Annotated in this window: 16 protein-coding genes and 1 other annotated feature; of the genes, 4 read left to right on the top strand and 12 right to left on the bottom strand. The window is 35.3% G+C overall.

Annotation, left to right across the window (positions count from 1 at the left end):
* Window positions 1–9: 9 nt before the first annotated feature.
* The 3 genes from opp3C to J2S13_RS10270 all read right to left on the bottom strand — a co-directional run bounded on the left by opp3C (window position 10) and on the right by J2S13_RS10270 (window position 3730).
* The gene (gene opp3C, locus J2S13_RS10260; RefSeq protein ID WP_307257661.1) at window positions 10–1038 is read right to left on the bottom strand and encodes an oligopeptide ABC transporter permease; all 1029 of its coding nucleotides are present in this window, start codon (window positions 1036–1038) and stop codon (window positions 10–12) included.
* On the bottom strand, window positions 1038–1967 hold the full coding sequence (gene opp3b, locus J2S13_RS10265) for an oligopeptide ABC transporter permease (protein WP_307257662.1): 930 nt from the start codon (window positions 1965–1967) through the stop codon (window positions 1038–1040). The genes opp3C and opp3b overlap by 1 nt, the downstream gene beginning before the upstream one ends.
* A 119-nt stretch (window positions 1968–2086) precedes the next feature.
* Entirely contained in the window at window positions 2087–3730 is a 1644-nt protein-coding gene (locus tag J2S13_RS10270; RefSeq protein WP_307257663.1) for a peptide ABC transporter substrate-binding protein, read from the bottom strand.
* A 423-nt stretch (window positions 3731–4153) separates the two neighbouring features.
* Here J2S13_RS10270 and J2S13_RS10275 point away from each other — a divergent pair, with 423 nt between their 5' ends.
* Window positions 4154–4537 carry a DUF3899 domain-containing protein gene (locus J2S13_RS10275; RefSeq protein WP_307257664.1) on the top strand — a complete coding sequence of 128 codons (384 nt, stop codon included), beginning with the start codon at window positions 4154–4156 and terminating at the stop codon, window positions 4535–4537.
* Between the two features lie 36 nt (window positions 4538–4573).
* Window positions 4574–4807: a binding site (T-box leader), on the top strand.
* 226 nt (window positions 4808–5033) lie between these two features.
* Window positions 5034–6020, top strand: coding sequence for a tryptophan--tRNA ligase (gene trpS / locus J2S13_RS10280; protein WP_307257665.1), 987 nt, complete (start codon window positions 5034–5036; stop codon window positions 6018–6020).
* Between the two features lie 33 nt (window positions 6021–6053).
* Here the strand turns inward: trpS and J2S13_RS10285 are convergent, their stop codons facing one another.
* The 5 genes from J2S13_RS10285 to J2S13_RS10305 all read right to left on the bottom strand — a co-directional run bounded on the left by J2S13_RS10285 (window position 6054) and on the right by J2S13_RS10305 (window position 10401).
* Window positions 6054–6800: a YjbA family protein gene (locus J2S13_RS10285; RefSeq protein ID WP_307257666.1), complete on the bottom strand. Its 747-nt coding sequence runs from the start codon at window positions 6798–6800 to the stop codon at window positions 6054–6056.
* 106 nt (window positions 6801–6906) lie between these two features.
* Window positions 6907–7155 carry a YuzI family membrane protein gene (locus J2S13_RS10290; protein ID WP_307257667.1) on the bottom strand — a complete coding sequence of 83 codons (249 nt, stop codon included), beginning with the start codon at window positions 7153–7155 and terminating at the stop codon, window positions 6907–6909.
* Between the two features lie 113 nt (window positions 7156–7268).
* Entirely contained in the window at window positions 7269–8036 is a 768-nt protein-coding gene (locus J2S13_RS10295) for a DUF2268 domain-containing putative Zn-dependent protease (protein WP_307257669.1), read from the bottom strand.
* 127 nt (window positions 8037–8163) lie between these two features.
* On the bottom strand, window positions 8164–9405 hold the full coding sequence (fabF, locus tag J2S13_RS10300) for a beta-ketoacyl-ACP synthase II (protein ID WP_307257670.1): 1242 nt from the start codon (window positions 9403–9405) through the stop codon (window positions 8164–8166).
* 63 nt (window positions 9406–9468) lie between these two features.
* Window positions 9469–10401, bottom strand: a complete 933-nt coding sequence (locus J2S13_RS10305) for a beta-ketoacyl-ACP synthase III (protein ID WP_307257671.1) — start codon at window positions 10399–10401, stop codon at window positions 9469–9471.
* 422 nt (window positions 10402–10823) lie between these two features.
* Between J2S13_RS10305 and J2S13_RS10310 the strand changes: the two genes are divergently transcribed.
* Window positions 10824–11096 (top strand): hypothetical protein, encoded by a 273-nt coding sequence (locus J2S13_RS10310; protein WP_307257672.1) that lies wholly within the window; start codon window positions 10824–10826, stop codon window positions 11094–11096.
* 195 nt (window positions 11097–11291) lie between these two features.
* On the opposite strand, the gene J2S13_RS10315 is transcribed toward J2S13_RS10310, so the two are convergent.
* The 4 genes from J2S13_RS10315 to J2S13_RS10330 all read right to left on the bottom strand — a co-directional run bounded on the left by J2S13_RS10315 (window position 11292) and on the right by J2S13_RS10330 (window position 14353).
* A complete protein-coding gene (locus J2S13_RS10315) occupies window positions 11292–11483 on the bottom strand; it encodes a ComZ family protein (RefSeq protein WP_307257673.1) in 192 nt (63 codons plus the stop codon).
* Complete coding sequence (locus J2S13_RS10320) at window positions 11480–12457, bottom strand: BMP family ABC transporter substrate-binding protein (protein ID WP_307257674.1); 978 nt, start codon at window positions 12455–12457, stop codon at window positions 11480–11482. The genes J2S13_RS10315 and J2S13_RS10320 overlap by 4 nt, the downstream gene beginning before the upstream one ends.
* A 305-nt stretch (window positions 12458–12762) precedes the next feature.
* The gene (locus J2S13_RS10325; RefSeq protein ID WP_307257675.1) at window positions 12763–13566 is read right to left on the bottom strand and encodes a hypothetical protein; all 804 of its coding nucleotides are present in this window, start codon (window positions 13564–13566) and stop codon (window positions 12763–12765) included.
* A 49-nt stretch (window positions 13567–13615) separates the two neighbouring features.
* Window positions 13616–14353 (bottom strand): hydrolase, encoded by a 738-nt coding sequence (locus tag J2S13_RS10330; protein WP_307257676.1) that lies wholly within the window; start codon window positions 14351–14353, stop codon window positions 13616–13618.
* A gap of 281 nt (window positions 14354–14634) precedes the next feature.
* Here J2S13_RS10330 and J2S13_RS10335 point away from each other — a divergent pair, with 281 nt between their 5' ends.
* Window positions 14635–14817 (top strand): YjzD family protein, encoded by a 183-nt coding sequence (locus tag J2S13_RS10335; protein WP_307257677.1) that lies wholly within the window; start codon window positions 14635–14637, stop codon window positions 14815–14817.
* The last annotated feature ends 108 nt before the right edge of the window (window positions 14818–14925 follow it).

Below are 14925 nucleotides of genomic sequence, written 5' to 3' on the forward strand. Positions count from 1 at the left end.
TCCCCAATTTTATTTACGCATTTTTGGATCAAATGCATCACGTAATCCGTCTGCTACTAAGTTAAAGCTCAAAATTAATAAACTAATGATAATCGCTGGAACAATTAACATATGAGGATAGGTTTGTAATGATTTAAAACCGTCATTGACTAATGAACCTAGTGAAGCTTCTGGCGGACGAATCCCCAACCCAATAAAGCTTAAAAATGCTTCCGTGAAAATAGCACTAGGAATCGTGAACATCGTTGTAATAATAATCGGTCCCATCACATTAGGCATTAAATGTTTCCAGATTAATTTATTATTTGAAGCTCCTAAAGTTCTTGATGCTAAAACAAACTCTTGATGCTTTAATTTTAAAAATTGTCCTCGGACTATACGTGCCATATTAACCCAACCGGTTATAACCATCGCCATTGTAATCGAAAAGATCCCTGGTTCAAAAACAAGGATAAATAGAATCACAACAATCAGATGGGGAATCCCAATTAAAATTTCAATAATACGTTGCATCACATTATCTACACGGCCACCATAAAAGCCAGAAATGCCCCCGTATGCTACTCCTATTAAAAAATCAATAATAGCAGCCAACATTCCAATATAGATGGAAATTCGTGTACCATACCAAGTCCGTGTCCATAAATCCCGACCGAGGTCATCTGTTCCGAACCAATAATACTCCTTAACATCCTTTGCTTCATACATATCAAAGCCATCTTTATCTTTTCCGTCAAAAGGTAACCATTCAATATTTTCTAGTAGAGGAATTTTCGGCGGAAGTTTGGCGTGGGCAATATTTTGATCTTTATACGTATGTTTATTCATCGATGGACCAGCAATAGCCATAAATAAAATAAAGATGATTAAGATTAATCCGGCAATCGCCCCTTTATTTTCTTTTAAACGAATCCATGCATCTTGCCAAAAATTCAAACTCGGTCTTTCTATTATTTCCGCATCCTCTTCACGTAGCTTGACAGGTTGGAAGAGGTCTTTTGTTATTTCATTGAAGTTCTGTTGGTTATTTTGTTTCATTATTTCTTCCCTCCAGTCAAACGAATACGTGGATCAATAACCCCATATAGTATATCTACAATGAAAACGACAACAATAAATAAAACACTGTAGAATAACGTAATTCCCATAATGACAGTGAAATCATTTGTTAAAATGGAACGAACAAATTGTTCACCAAGACCTGGGATTCCAAAAATATTTTCAATAACTAATGACCCTGTCATGATATTAACAGCCAATGGTCCTAAAAGAGTAATGATAGGAATAAGCGCATTCCGAATCGCATGTTTGAACATAATTCCTCTTCCTGAAATCCCTTTTGCTTTTGCTAACATAATATAATCAGAACTTAATACTTCTAGAAGTTCTGATCTCATAAATCTCGCAACCGTTGCAATAACAAATACAGCTAAGGAGATGGTTGGTAGAATCGAGTATTCAAATCCTTCCCAAGCGGCAACTGGAAAAATTGGATATTGTACAGCTAAATAATATTGTAGAAATCCAGCAAAAACGAATGAAGGAATGGAGATTCCTAGAACTGCAATCGTTGTTGCTCCATAATCCCAGATCGTATTCCTTTTAAGTGCTGCAATCACTCCAAGCAATATTCCAATAATCGTTCCAAGTACAATGGCTTGAAACCCTAATGTTGCTGATGGTCCAATTCGTTCCAAAATCATTTTCGTTACTGGACGATTATCATATTGATAAGAAACTCCTAAATCACCTTTCAATAAATTGGTCATATAGTTGAAATACTGTACTGGAAGTGGATCATTTAGACCATACTGTTCAAGAATTAGTTTCTGGGTTTCAGGCGGTAATTTCTCTTGATTCGTCAGTGGTGATCCGGGAAGGAGCTTCATTAAGAAGAAGGTAATTGTTGCAATAATAAACAAAGTAATCATCATATATAAAATTCTTTTTAACGTGTACTTTACCACTATTAGCCCCCTTTTTAATATTATTCGACATTTATCTTTCAATTCTGATAATTTTCACCTATTCAGGGAAAAAGGAGAGTATATGCTTTGCATACACCCTCCTTGAGGTATTTAACAACTTATTTTACAGAAGCGTATTTGAAAGTATAGTCCGCCCCGAACTTATGGAAATAAATATCTTTTACATATGGTTGTTTTAAATACGCTCTTGATCTTTGATAAATTGGCGCAATTGCTGCATCTTCTTTAAGTAGAATTTCCTCAGCTTTCACCAATGCTTCCCAACGTTTTTCTGGTTCAAGTAAAAGCGTTGTTTTGGCATCATTGATTAATTTATCATATTCAGGGTTGGAATAGCCTTGTTGGTTATGGGCTCCATTTGTTAAGTACATATCCAAAAATGTCATTGGATCTAAATAATCAGGACCCCATCCTCCAAGTGAGAAGTCATAATTCATTTTCGTTTCAAGATCTAATTTTTGCTTAAACGGTTGTTGTTTAATATTAACAGTTAGACCATCTAAGTTTGATTCTAGTTGTTCCTTTAAGTATTCTCCCACTTTTTTTGCACTATCATCATCATAATTTAATAGCTCTAGCGTAAATTTATCTTTACCTAATGCCTTTTTCGCTTTTTCCCAATGATCTTTTGCTTTGTCAATATCTGTACTTAAATATTTACCCGCCGTATCACGGAAGTCTTTACCATCTGGGCCATGAACAAATTCTGCTGGAACGAAATAATCTGCAGGTGTAGACCCATTATTTAAAATACCATCTGTAATCCCTTTTTTATCGAAAGCCATTGAAATCGCCTTACGGGCATCCACATTTTTCAATAGCTCATTTGATGTCTGATTTAAACGTAGGAAGAATACCGACGCTTCTTTTTCAGTAAAGAATCCTTCATTCTTTTTATACTTATCTACGAATTCAGAAGAAAGTCTAATTAAATCTGCATCTTTACTTTCGAAAAGATTCACATCTGTTTGTGTATTTTTCACAATTTTCGTATGGATTTTATCAAGTTTTACAGCATCTGCATCCCAATAGTTAGGGTTTTTCTTCATGACAAATTTATCTTCATGCTTCCATTCATCAAGAACAAATGGACCATTATAAATGGCAGTGTCAGCTTCAAGTCCATATTTATCGCCTTGTTTAGTTACATATTTCTCATTTTGCGGTAAGAATGTTCCAAAAACTAAAAGTTCTTTGAAATACGGAACTGGGTTTTCAAGCTGCACTTCTAATGTTTTTTCATCAATCGCTTTAACACCAAGTTCTTCTGATTTCATTTCTCCAGTGTTAATTGCTTTTGCATTTTTAAGATCATACATGATGTAAGCATACTCAGCTTTTGTCTTAGGATCCAAAGCTTTTTTCCATGCAAATTCAAAGTCATTCGCTGTTACTGGATCACCATTAGACCATTTAGCATCCCGAATTTTAAATGTCCACGTTTTACCATCTTTACTAACTTCCGGTTCACCTTCAGCCATTCCTTCTACTGCTTTGTCATTTTCATCTAGACGGTATAAACCTTCCATTGTGTTGTTAAGTGTGTTGAAAGAAACAGCATCTGTTGCTAATGCTGAGTCCATTGAAGGGATATCTTGCGTTTCTGTTAGATTTAATACATTGTCTTTTTTTGTATTGTCTCCGCCGCTTTTACCGCTCTTTTCCTTATCTCCACCACAGGCAGCTAGAAAAGTGCTCATCGCAAGCAAAAGAACAAGGAAAAGTGATAGTCTTTTCTTCATACTGAACTTAACCCCCTTGCATTAATATAAATCTTCTATATTTTTCAGAAGATTTGTTATTATTATAAACTATTTTAACTTTTTTTCAATAATTACTTTACAGTTTGTTTATAATTTTGGGACAATTTTTTAATATATATTTAATATCCATTTCACCATTCCAATTTATTTACTTCCCTACCACTTCAATGTATTAAAGTAGAAATTTGAGAGAAAATTCCTTTAATATTTAATAAACAGAATATTATATCTTAATAAAACAAAATGTATTTTTATAAAAAAATGTTTTATCAGAATAATAAAAACCCATATATTCTCTCACAATGAATACATATTCATTCTATTAAAATAATTCAATGATTGAATATTTAATCCTATTTCGATATACTTGGAAATACATTACTAAAGATGGTGAAAAAACACATGAAAAAAGGAGTCCTATCTGTTAGTTTTATTGGTTTTATCATCATTATTTCATCTGCAAGTGCGTGGTTTAAAAAAGGGGATTTTTTCTTACAGTTCCTGAATACATCTTTTTCTATTAGTCTAATTTTATTCATCATTGGAGCGGGTTTATTCGTTTTCGAAAGAGGGTTTTTTAACGGTGTTATCTATGGAGTGAAAAGTTTGCGGAAAACTACTGAAAAAGGAAAATTCGTATCGAAATTTGATCAACTAGATGATACGAATGGGATTTCTAAAGATTTGCCAAAGAAGAGATCTTATATCATTACATTCCCACTCCTATTATCCGGTAGTCTTTTTATCATAATTGACACCGTTTTGGCTTATTCCCTCTTTTCTTGATTGTCACATTTTTTTTGTTTATAATCAAAGACATATAATAAAGCTGTGAGAAAGAGTAGTACGTACGGAATTGGTTTCTTAGAGAGTTTGTGGTGGGTGTAAACAAACAACCATCTGTTCGGAATGGACTTTTGAGCTCCGATTGTGAAATGATGAGTAACATTCGGCGTCTAATCGGGCGTTAACCGACCCCATGAATATTCATGGGAGAAAGTGGCTTAATGAATCAAGCACTTAGGGTGGCACCGCGGATAACCATTCGTCCCTAGTTTTTTTGGGGGATGGGTGGTTTTTTTATTTTGTCCTCTCTTCTCTTTCTCCCGCCTTAACGGGCAGTAAAACCTCCACCTTAAAAGGGTTTGGAAACAAATAAGATAGGTGGAGGATTATTGCACTGCCCCTAAAGGACTGATTAGTTCAACTCACATTCAGTGGGGATGAAGAAACCCCCTACTGAATGAAGTTTTAATTTATTCAAATACGAGGAGTGAAGGTAATGAAAACGATTTTTTCAGGAATTCAACCGAGTGGAATGATTACCCTCGGAAATTACATTGGGGCTTTGAAACAATTTGTAGAACTTCAGGATGAATTTAATTGTTTTTTCTGTATTGTGGACGAACATGCGATTACCGTTCCACAGGATCGTTTAGTATTACGTAATAATATACGTAACTTAGCGGCTTTATATATCGCTGTCGGTCTCGATCCTGAAAAAGCGACTTTGTTTATCCAATCAGAAGTACCAGCCCATGCACAAGCTGGATGGATGATGACATGTATTTCTTATATTGGCGAATTAGAAAGAATGACTCAGTTTAAAGATAAATCCTCAGGTAAAGATGTCGTTACGGCTGGATTGCTGACATATCCACCATTAATGGCTGCTGATATCCTTCTTTACAGTGCCGATTTGGTTCCTGTAGGAGAAGACCAAAAACAACACCTAGAATTAACACGAGATCTTGCCGAACGATTTAATAAAAAATATAATGATATTTTCACGATTCCTGATGTTCGTTTACCTAAAGTTGGTGCGCGCATCATGAGTTTACAAGATCCTTCAAAAAAAATGAGTAAATCTGATCCAAACTTGAAAGGTTTTATTTCGATCTTGGACGAGCCAAAACAAATCGAGAAAAAAATTAAAAGTGCTGTAACTGATTCAGAGGGTATTGTGAAATATGATAAAGAAAACAAACCAGGTGTCTCAAATTTACTATCCATCTATTCTATTCTTGGTAATATTTCCATTGAAGATCTGGAACAAAAATATGAAGGAAAAGGATACGGTGAATTTAAAAGTGATCTAGCTCAAGTTGTCATTGATCATTTAACACCGATTCAAAAGCGTTTTAAAGAATTAGTTGATTCTGAGGAACTTGATGAGATATTAGACCGTGGAGCAGAAAAAGCAAATCACGTGGCTTCTAAAATGGTCAAAAAAATGGAGAACGCAATGGGATTAGGAAGAAAAAGATAAAGATAAAAGCTTGGTTCAATGACCAAGCTTTTTCTAATTTACCTTTGAGCCATGTTCCATTTCCCAAAGTTTTTCAAAGAAAGGTTGTCCTTTTATTAGGTTTTCGCATAATTGACTGTGCTTACTTGTCCAGCCTTCTTTTATTTCTTCATATAAGGAATCCCAAACTTCCTCAAATGACATGATTTGAATTTGTTCATATCGTTCCGGACACCACTCCGTATACCAATAACGTACTTCAGGAGTGTTTTTTGAATTATATAATTGATCTAAAGCCATGAATAACAGTTGTTTCAATTGTCTTTCTTTTCTCGTTAACCCATTCATTAATTCTGGATTTGGAGACAAGATATGATATTCCTTGCTGCTCTCTTTCTCCTCCCACTCATAATGTGTAGGCTTATGGTTTTCAACCATCTCATAGACAAGTTGCTCTTGACGCGGAATTAATCTACTTTTCCGTATAGGAATTGAATATCCCATCGTATCCACTGCTAATATCCCTATACCGTCAGTTACTACGAAGCAATAATCTTGTTGAATTCTTTCATGATTTTTTCTTGAATAGGCCTTTTGATATACATCATTTAATAATTGTCTTGGTAATTCTGCAATATCATTTTCAATATAATGATAAAGTACTTTGTCTACTTTTATCACTGGAACCTGGTCAAGTAATTCGATCACATCTTCTTTACGCCATTCGTGAAAATGACACACATTATATCCATTTTCTTCCCCTTCAAACCAATTTACCCAAACATCATGAAGATACAACATTTTTGACCCCCTCACAAGTTTCCTATTTGTCTGTCATTATGGACAAAATAGATACAATTTATTCCTAAAACGGAATAGATTGAAAAAATGTGAGGTGTTTTTTTCGCTAATTTTTCTTATTTCTACTTGGAAAATAAATAGCAATCGCGATCAATAATAATCCAACAATAAATAAATAACATTCCATTCTAGTCATAAGAAATTGTGTATATTCCTTGTAACTATACCCAGTCGTTAATAAATTCAAATACATAATCATACTAACCCCACCTGAGATCGTAAACCCGAATCCAACTAGTAAGCAGAACATTCGATACATTTTCTTTTCCACCTTTAATGCAAATCGATTTGCCATATCACTTTCACCACCACACTTGTCCAGGGTTTTACTACATACTTATGTAAGCAGCTAATAGAAAAAGAACAAAGAAATCCACCATCTGCTAATGGCGGATTCATTCTACATTCTTAAAAGCATTGTTCAATTTCAAACTGTGAAGAAGGGGTTGATAATTTCTCAATCGTATGAAACTTTCTTTCTTCACTCATATGTTTTATCACATAATATCCAATCGCATACCCCATAAATTTAGGATAAAACTTGCGACCAAATAATAAATCATCATGTAATGGATCAGATTTTTTAACATGTAAATGGTTTTTCATATACTTTTCCCAAAAATAATGAATTTGGTCTTTCGAATATTTCATACTATAATCAGATACATATTGTTCTCCGCAATATTCACTTACTGCAAGTTCTGCTAAACCCTCCAAAATAAGGGAGTCTCTTAACACCCATTGATCCGTCGTGTCCTTTAACTTATTCAGTCTATTAATATGATGATATTCATGGACAAATAATGCTTCCCATTCTTTTTGATGATCCTCGATTGGACTTAAAAAAAAATACATTTCATCAGGAAACGTCACTCCAGATTTATCTTCTAACAAAAAAGATCTCCTGGACTGGAGAGGGAAAATATAAATATTCTTCTTACATCCATCCCATAACGACTGATACTTTTGCTCATATTCCTCAATTAATTCCCACGCATGTAATTCCTTTAATTTCATATAATCTGTCTCAGCCTTTTTCGATGGACGATACATGCCAAAAAATTGCAAATAACGATAAAAATGTTGTGCATCCTTTCTATTCAACAATTTTTCAAGTAATGTAATAGGTTGATCAAACCATTGATCTAAATACTTTTTTGTATCAATGACTGTCATTCATTTCCTAACCCCTTTCTGATTTAACATGATTCAATGATCAATATATTCGGATCAGTTGAAATATGATCACTTTTAAGAAGGGAAAGGACTACAAAAGAGTGAAGGGATTGTCCCTTCACTCTTTTTATTGATCATATTTACGAAAAACAACGGTAGCATTATGGCCGCCAAAACCAAGTGAGTTACTCATTGCAATTCGAACTTGTTGTTCTCTTGCTTTATTTGCTACATAGTCAAGATCACAATCTGGGTCTGGATTTTGGAGATTGATGGTTGGCGGGATGATATTATTTTGGATCGCTAAAACGGAAAAAATCGCTTCAAGCCCACCAGCAGCTCCTAATAAATGGCCAGTCATTGATTTTGTCGAACTAACAGCAAGCTTATAAGAATGTTCACCGAATACTTCTTTAATTGCCATCGTTTCGTATTTATCATTGTACTGTGTACTTGTTCCATGGGCATTGATATAATCCATCTCTTCTGGTTGGATATTCCCATCGTCAATCGCCATCTTCATCGCTCTTGCTCCACCTTCTCCGCCTGGTGCAGGTGCTGTGATATGATAAGCATCTCCTGTTGCGCCATATCCGACAATTTCTGCATAAATCTTTGCACCGCGTGAAATAGCATGATCTAATTCTTCAAGGACGATAATACCGGCACCTTCGCCCATAATAAATCCATCCCGGTCTTTATCAAACGGTCTACTTGCCGTAGCTGGGTCAGGATTCGTAGATAATGCTGTATTAGAGCAAAAGCCTGCCATTGACATTCTCGTAATCGGTGCTTCACTTCCACCTGTAATCATCGCATCGGCATCTCCACGTTGGATCACTTTAAAAGCATCTCCAATTGAATTCGTTCCAGTTGCACATGCTGTAACTGTACATGAATTAAATCCTTTTGCACCTAATGTAATCGACACCTGTCCTGTTGCCATATCAGGAATCATCATCGGTACAAAAAATGGACTCACTCTGCGGTATCCACGGTTTAAAAAGGTTTCAAATTGGTTTTCAAATGTTTCCATTCCACCAATTCCAGATCCAATCCAAACTCCGATGCGATGAGCATTACTCTCATCAATCGTTAATTTTGCATCTTCAACGGCCATTAAGGAAGCCGCTACAGCAAATTGTGTAAATCTGTCCATCTTTCTTGCGTCTTTTCTTTCAATATATTCTTCAGGGTCAAAATCCGTAATTTCCGCAGCAACTTTTGCTGGGTAATCATCTGGATTCACTCGAGTAAGTGGTTTAATCCCACATACTCCATTTAAAGCATTCTCCCATGTAGTAGTTACATTCTTTCCTAAAGGCGATACAGTACCTAATCCTGTTACTACAACTCTTCTTTTTTCCATTTTTTTGGCTCCTTTAAAATTTGTAAGAAGATTAGTTTCTTTTTAGCCGCTTTCGAGCGAATTTTAACGGCCCCACTTCATAATCACTGATCCCCAAGTGAGACCTCCACCAAATCCAACCATCACAACTACATCATCATCCTTCACTTTACCATTTTGGATCTCTTCTACCAAAGAAATCGGAATGGAAGCAGCGGATGTATTTCCAAAACGATTAACTGTTTTTGACATTTTTTCTTCCGGTAAATTTAATCGTTGACGAGATGATTCCATAATTCGAATATTGGCTTGATGAGGAATGAGAAAGTCTACATCATCTTTAGAAAGACCTGCTTTTTCAATGACGCGTACAGAAGCTTCTCCCATTTGACGTACGGCGAATTTAAATACTTCGCGACCATTCATTTGAATGAACTCATCAAAGTATAAATGTTTTCCGCCAGAACCATCTGCACCTAATTCAAATGCGAGAATTCCTCTTCCTTCTGAAACAGGTCCTACAATTGCAGCCCCTGCCCCGTCTCCAAACAATACAGCCGTATTTCGATCATTCCAATCAGTAATTTTTGATAGTTTCTCAACGCCTACCACTAAGACATATTTATAGGTTTCGGTCATAATGAATTGTTTTGCAGTTGCTAGACCGTACATAAAGCCAGAACATGCCGCACTAATATCCATGGCTGCCGCATTTTTCGCCCCTAATCGATCTTGAATCATACAAGACACGGAAGGAAATGATTGATCCGGGGTTACAGTAGCAACAAGGATTAAATCAATTTCTTCAGGTTTAATTCCTGAGTCCTCTATTGCCTTTTTTGCCGCTTCAAATGCCATGTCTGAAGTATCAATCTCATCTCCAGCAATACGACGTTCTTCAATCCCTGTTCTAGTGCGAATCCATTCATCTGTTGTGTCCATTCTTTTTTCTAAATCCGCATTTGTTACAACCGTTTCTGGGACAAAGCGACCCATTCCAATTATTCCTGCATTCATACAGGTATCCCTTCTTTCTTTTAATAATGGCGAACTTGCGCAAAAATCATGGAAAATCCAGAAGAAAGCCCGAACATTATTCAATTGCTTTCTTCTAAGGTCTTATAAAGAATTATAAATGAAATTTTCCCATATCTTAATTAAAATACTATTAGAAAGTAGTTATATCAATTATTATGACTTGGTACTAATTTTATCGAAGTTTTGATGATAATGCAATGAATTCTTTTCTATTTTCGTTCCATCCGTGAGATAAAAAAATTTTTTTCTATTTGGTTATTTATCAAAATAAAAATTTTTTTATATCAAATGAACCATTGTCGTTACACCCCCTCCGCAATAGCAGTATAACAAGTAAGGCCACCTATACGTATACAAAGATGCCCGCATATATTAACAAAAGGAAAGGAGGGTCCTAAAATATGAGTGATTTGTCAAATGAAGAACATGATTTTGAGTCGGGTAAGCAGGAACGTCTCCACCCTTTCGATCGCCTTATGTTTGGGCGACAAACCATTCCACCACAATCGAGAAATGGGCAGAACGAGACAAATAAAAAATACGAAGAGGGTGGCTCCATTAACTTTCAAGATATGATGATGAATATAGATAGTCTGATGACCTCATTCAACCAATTAAAACCAATGATTAAAAAAATCAGTCCACTTTTAGATAAATGGAAAAAAAGCGAATAGATTTATAGTTTCCTAAACAAAAATAAAGAAGAGTCGGAATATAATGTGATCCGCCCCTTCTTCTTTTTATCCCGCCTTAACGGGCAGTAAAACCTCCACCTCAAAATGGTGGAGGTTCACGGCCCCTAAAGGTCCGATAAGTTCAACGAACATTCAATGGGGATATAGAACCCCCCACTGAATGTTCGTTGAACTTTATTTTTCTTCATTCAACGCATCTTTTTTCCCAAGCTCATAGGCCTCATTCATTACATTTAGAAATAATCCCATAAAAGGTTCTATTAAATCCATAGAGAAGTCAATTCCTGCATCTTGTAATTTTCCTTGGGCCTCTGGTAAATACTTCATAGCGATTTGCATGAATTCCATATTTTTTTGGTCATTCATTTTTGTTCCCCCTTATTTGTCCCTGGTAATGTTTCATATTGGCGATACTCTTGAACTAAGTTTTTCACCTTGTTTTGAAATTTCTCATCCATATTTGGACTAAATTTTCCCATGCTAATGACTCCATCATGGAAATCAAAATATAGATTTCCAGACTCTAATGTTCCATCAACAAACCTTGAAGCTACCAGCTCATATAGTTTGTCCACATGTTGGACAGTACTAGTTAAAACAGTTGTTTCCCCAAGATCTGATTGATCCGATACATAGCCAACAGCATGGAGACCTCGTTCTTTTAAATATTCGATAACAGGAACATTATACCCATCTCCTGCTGGATAGACAACATCTACCCCATCTGCAATCATATCATCCAACATTTGCAGGGCAAGCTCACGGTCATCCCAATTTCCAACATAACGAAGATCAACTTCTACATCAGGATTCTCAAATTCAGCCCCCTGAACGAATCCCTTATTCTCGGGTTGCCAGCGATGAGTGGCCAATACCCCGATTTTATTTGTTTTGGTTTCATGTGCAGCTACCATTCCCCCGAAAAATCCCATCGCATGACTCTCAAATTTCAAACTCGTCGTGTTCTTCACTTCAGCATTGCCGTTGAAACTAACGAAGTGGATATCTGGATATTTGGAGGCGAGTCGATTAAAGTACATGGAATATTCACTACCATGTCCGAATATAAGATTGACCCCTTTATCCGCAAACTCTTGAACTGTCCTTTCGGCTAATACCTCCGAATCAACTCCTTCTTTATAGAAAAAATCAACATTATAACGAGATTGTATTTTAAGTAATCCCTTATAACCCTTTGTTCCCCAAACTTGGTCGTTGATCGTTTGTGGAACAAGTAAGCCCACTTTTTTTAAGTTTCCTTTTTTGGCATTGCTGGAGCAACCACTTATGAAAATAATTAAAAATAAGATCAATCCCATAAACATGCATTTTTTTATCATGATCAGCAACCCCTTCTAAGTACCCACTATACCATAATTTAAGAAAAAAACTTATGTATGATTTACTAAAATAAGCATCCATCTGTTTTTTCTTAAATACGATTAATATGCTTCCCTTTATCATAGCCTGTTCTTTTCAATAAAGTGAAACTTCATTCAGTAGGGGAGTTCTTCATCCCCCATTAAATGTTCGTTGAGCTTATCAGACCTTTAGGGGCCGCAATCCTCCACCTCTCTTCTCTGTTACCATACATATTGAAGTGGAGGTTTTACTGCCCATTTAGGCGGGATAAAAAGAGGACGATTCAAAAAAATCCTCCTCTATTTTTCAATTGATATTCTTTTTGTTGGCAAATGGCCTCCTGAACAGATAAACTGTTTTCAACATAAATGACTTCTAGTTTGCTCTTGTCTGTTTTTTGAGCAGACCGAATCCGGATTTTTTCATTTACCTCTAAATATTGAAAGATTTCCAGCCATATATCTTCTTTCTCGTTATGAAAAAGAAATGAACCTTCTTTGTCCTTCATACTTACGATCATCTTCACTGCATCTTGGATCAAAATAGCACTTTCCAAATCATCGATCAAATCAATACATGCACAACCTTCGCTATCGGTTTGATTCATGATTTTTTGAATGATAAAGCTTTCAGGTTGCCGTGGCCCATACAATGTCGGCAAATAAATAACCGTTAGTTTAAATCGTTCATCTTCAATTAATTCTTCCTTAAATTTTTCCATTTGAAATCTATTTTGGTTAGAATCGTTAGTTTTTAACCAGTTGGAAGAATATAAAAAAATGAAATGACTTCCCGGGATAAAGCCATCTTTATTCTTCATCATACTCTGCCATCTTTTGATATTGATTTCTTCATCATAAAGAACATCGTAGAATGGGAAAAAAACATAACCTGATTCTTTAGACCTATATGGAATTGGATAGGAAGAAGAAAAGTGAAAATTAGCATTTCTTCCTACTTCTAATTCGCGATCCTCGCTTAATCTTTTATCAGATACAGCATGAACGACTATTCCTTCATCCAAGAGTTGTTTACAAACCTCAAAGCCAAGGAAAGAATGACTAGAGAAAACCAATGCTTGGTTCACAGTGGATCCCCCTTAATTTGGAATACCTACATATCATCCTATGCCTTCATTATAAATACTTTTCATTTTTTTTAAAAAAGCTCTCCCATTTCTTCACAACATCCCACTTTTTATTATTGATAATAAATTCTAATTTAGATGGTAACCTATTGTCCATCCGTTCCTTATTAATTTTTTGAATCAATTCAAATTGCTCTTTATAGGCTTGAAGTTCAACACACTGAATAAAGTATAAAGAGATAGGGGTTTGATAAAATAATAGGAAATTCTCTTCTTGTATTAGTTCTTCGCAATCCTTCTCCTGTATTTTAAATGCCATCGCAAGCTCTTTGATAAATTTTTTATAAAAAAATTTTCGGGATTTTTCCTGTTCATTATGCAAAGCTAGAGAAAGACAAGGAGATATGAAAACAATAGAACGAATTTGATGCTGTATTTGATCGATCATTTCTTTCACTAAGAGTGCTCCGGTTCCTTCTGCGATAATATGAACCTGGCTATTGATAATTTCTGTCCGTTTTAAAAATTGAAATACATTAATCGCTAATTGACAAGCCTGGGTATTTCCCCAATGATTTCCATACAGATTAGAATAAAACACAAGATAACCTGCTTCATTTAACTGTTCAATCCAATATTTACGTCCCTCATTTTCCATCCAAAAGCTTCCACTTTCATTCACAAAATGATTACGATCACCGAGAATCATTACAGCAAATCCATTCGGCTTCGCGGGATAATGAACCATACACCACTCGTGATCATATTGAAATATCTTTTGCTGCATTTTAATTCTCCTTTTGCATAGTGAGTCATAATAGTGTATGTTTTATGATGAAAAACGAAAGGGGATTAGCCCATTTTCCTGTTTATCGTAACCTGTTTTGTAATTGGGCATGAATGAAGTAGGAAATTCTTTGAAACTTTATAGGTTGATGAAAGTTTTTTTCATCCCCTTTAGAGAAATGATTTATATTTATGTGTATGTATGATAAGATAATGGTGAAAAAATATGTCATAAATCTTTTACATATGAATTATGATTGCATGGAATAGAGGTGAATAGGTTTGCGTTATATCATGACTTTTTTCTGGACTTTTTTACTAATCGAAATGTTAACGTATGTTGTTAGTTCAATGAACGGTGCTGAGTTCAACTTCCAATTAGGAGCATTGTTAGCAGTGATCACAACTTTCCTTATTTTTGTTGTTTCTGCTATCATTCCTACTGAACCTATTGAAGAGCATTAATTCTCTTTTTTGTCAATCGAGTAGAGTGAACGAATCGGAATTTTGATTCGTTCGACCCTCTCACACCACCGTACGTACGGTTCCGTATACGGCGGTTCAATAATTTGA

It is taken from the genome of Oikeobacillus pervagus, from assembly GCF_030813365.1.
GTDB classification, from domain to species: Bacteria; Bacillota; Bacilli; order Bacillales; family DSM-23947; genus Oikeobacillus; species Oikeobacillus pervagus.

What these genes read in the sequence shown, in the direction of transcription:
- opp3C (WP_307257661.1), bottom strand. Translation starts at nt 1,038, where the DNA reads ATGAAACAAAATAACCAACAGAACTTCAATGAAATAACAAAAGACCTC.
- J2S13_RS10270 (WP_307257663.1), bottom strand. Translation starts at nt 3,730, where the DNA reads ATGAAGAAAAGACTATCACTTTTCCTTGTTCTTTTGCTTGCGATGAGC.
- J2S13_RS10275 (WP_307257664.1), top strand. Translation starts at nt 4,154, where the DNA reads ATGAAAAAAGGAGTCCTATCTGTTAGTTTTATTGGTTTTATCATCATT.
- trpS (WP_307257665.1), top strand. Translation starts at nt 5,034, where the DNA reads ATGAAAACGATTTTTTCAGGAATTCAACCGAGTGGAATGATTACCCTC.
- J2S13_RS10285 (WP_307257666.1), bottom strand. Translation starts at nt 6,800, where the DNA reads ATGTTGTATCTTCATGATGTTTGGGTAAATTGGTTTGAAGGGGAAGAA.
- J2S13_RS10290 (WP_307257667.1), bottom strand. Translation starts at nt 7,155, where the DNA reads ATGGCAAATCGATTTGCATTAAAGGTGGAAAAGAAAATGTATCGAATG.
- J2S13_RS10295 (WP_307257669.1), bottom strand. Translation starts at nt 8,036, where the DNA reads ATGACAGTCATTGATACAAAAAAGTATTTAGATCAATGGTTTGATCAA.
- fabF (WP_307257670.1), bottom strand. Translation starts at nt 9,405, where the DNA reads ATGGAAAAAAGAAGAGTTGTAGTAACAGGATTAGGTACTGTATCGCCT.
- J2S13_RS10305 (WP_307257671.1), bottom strand. Translation starts at nt 10,401, where the DNA reads ATGAATGCAGGAATAATTGGAATGGGTCGCTTTGTCCCAGAAACGGTT.
- J2S13_RS10310 (WP_307257672.1), top strand. Translation starts at nt 10,824, where the DNA reads ATGAGTGATTTGTCAAATGAAGAACATGATTTTGAGTCGGGTAAGCAG.
- J2S13_RS10315 (WP_307257673.1), bottom strand. Translation starts at nt 11,483, where the DNA reads ATGAATGACCAAAAAAATATGGAATTCATGCAAATCGCTATGAAGTAT.
- J2S13_RS10320 (WP_307257674.1), bottom strand. Translation starts at nt 12,457, where the DNA reads ATGATAAAAAAATGCATGTTTATGGGATTGATCTTATTTTTAATTATT.
- J2S13_RS10330 (WP_307257676.1), bottom strand. Translation starts at nt 14,353, where the DNA reads ATGCAGCAAAAGATATTTCAATATGATCACGAGTGGTGTATGGTTCAT.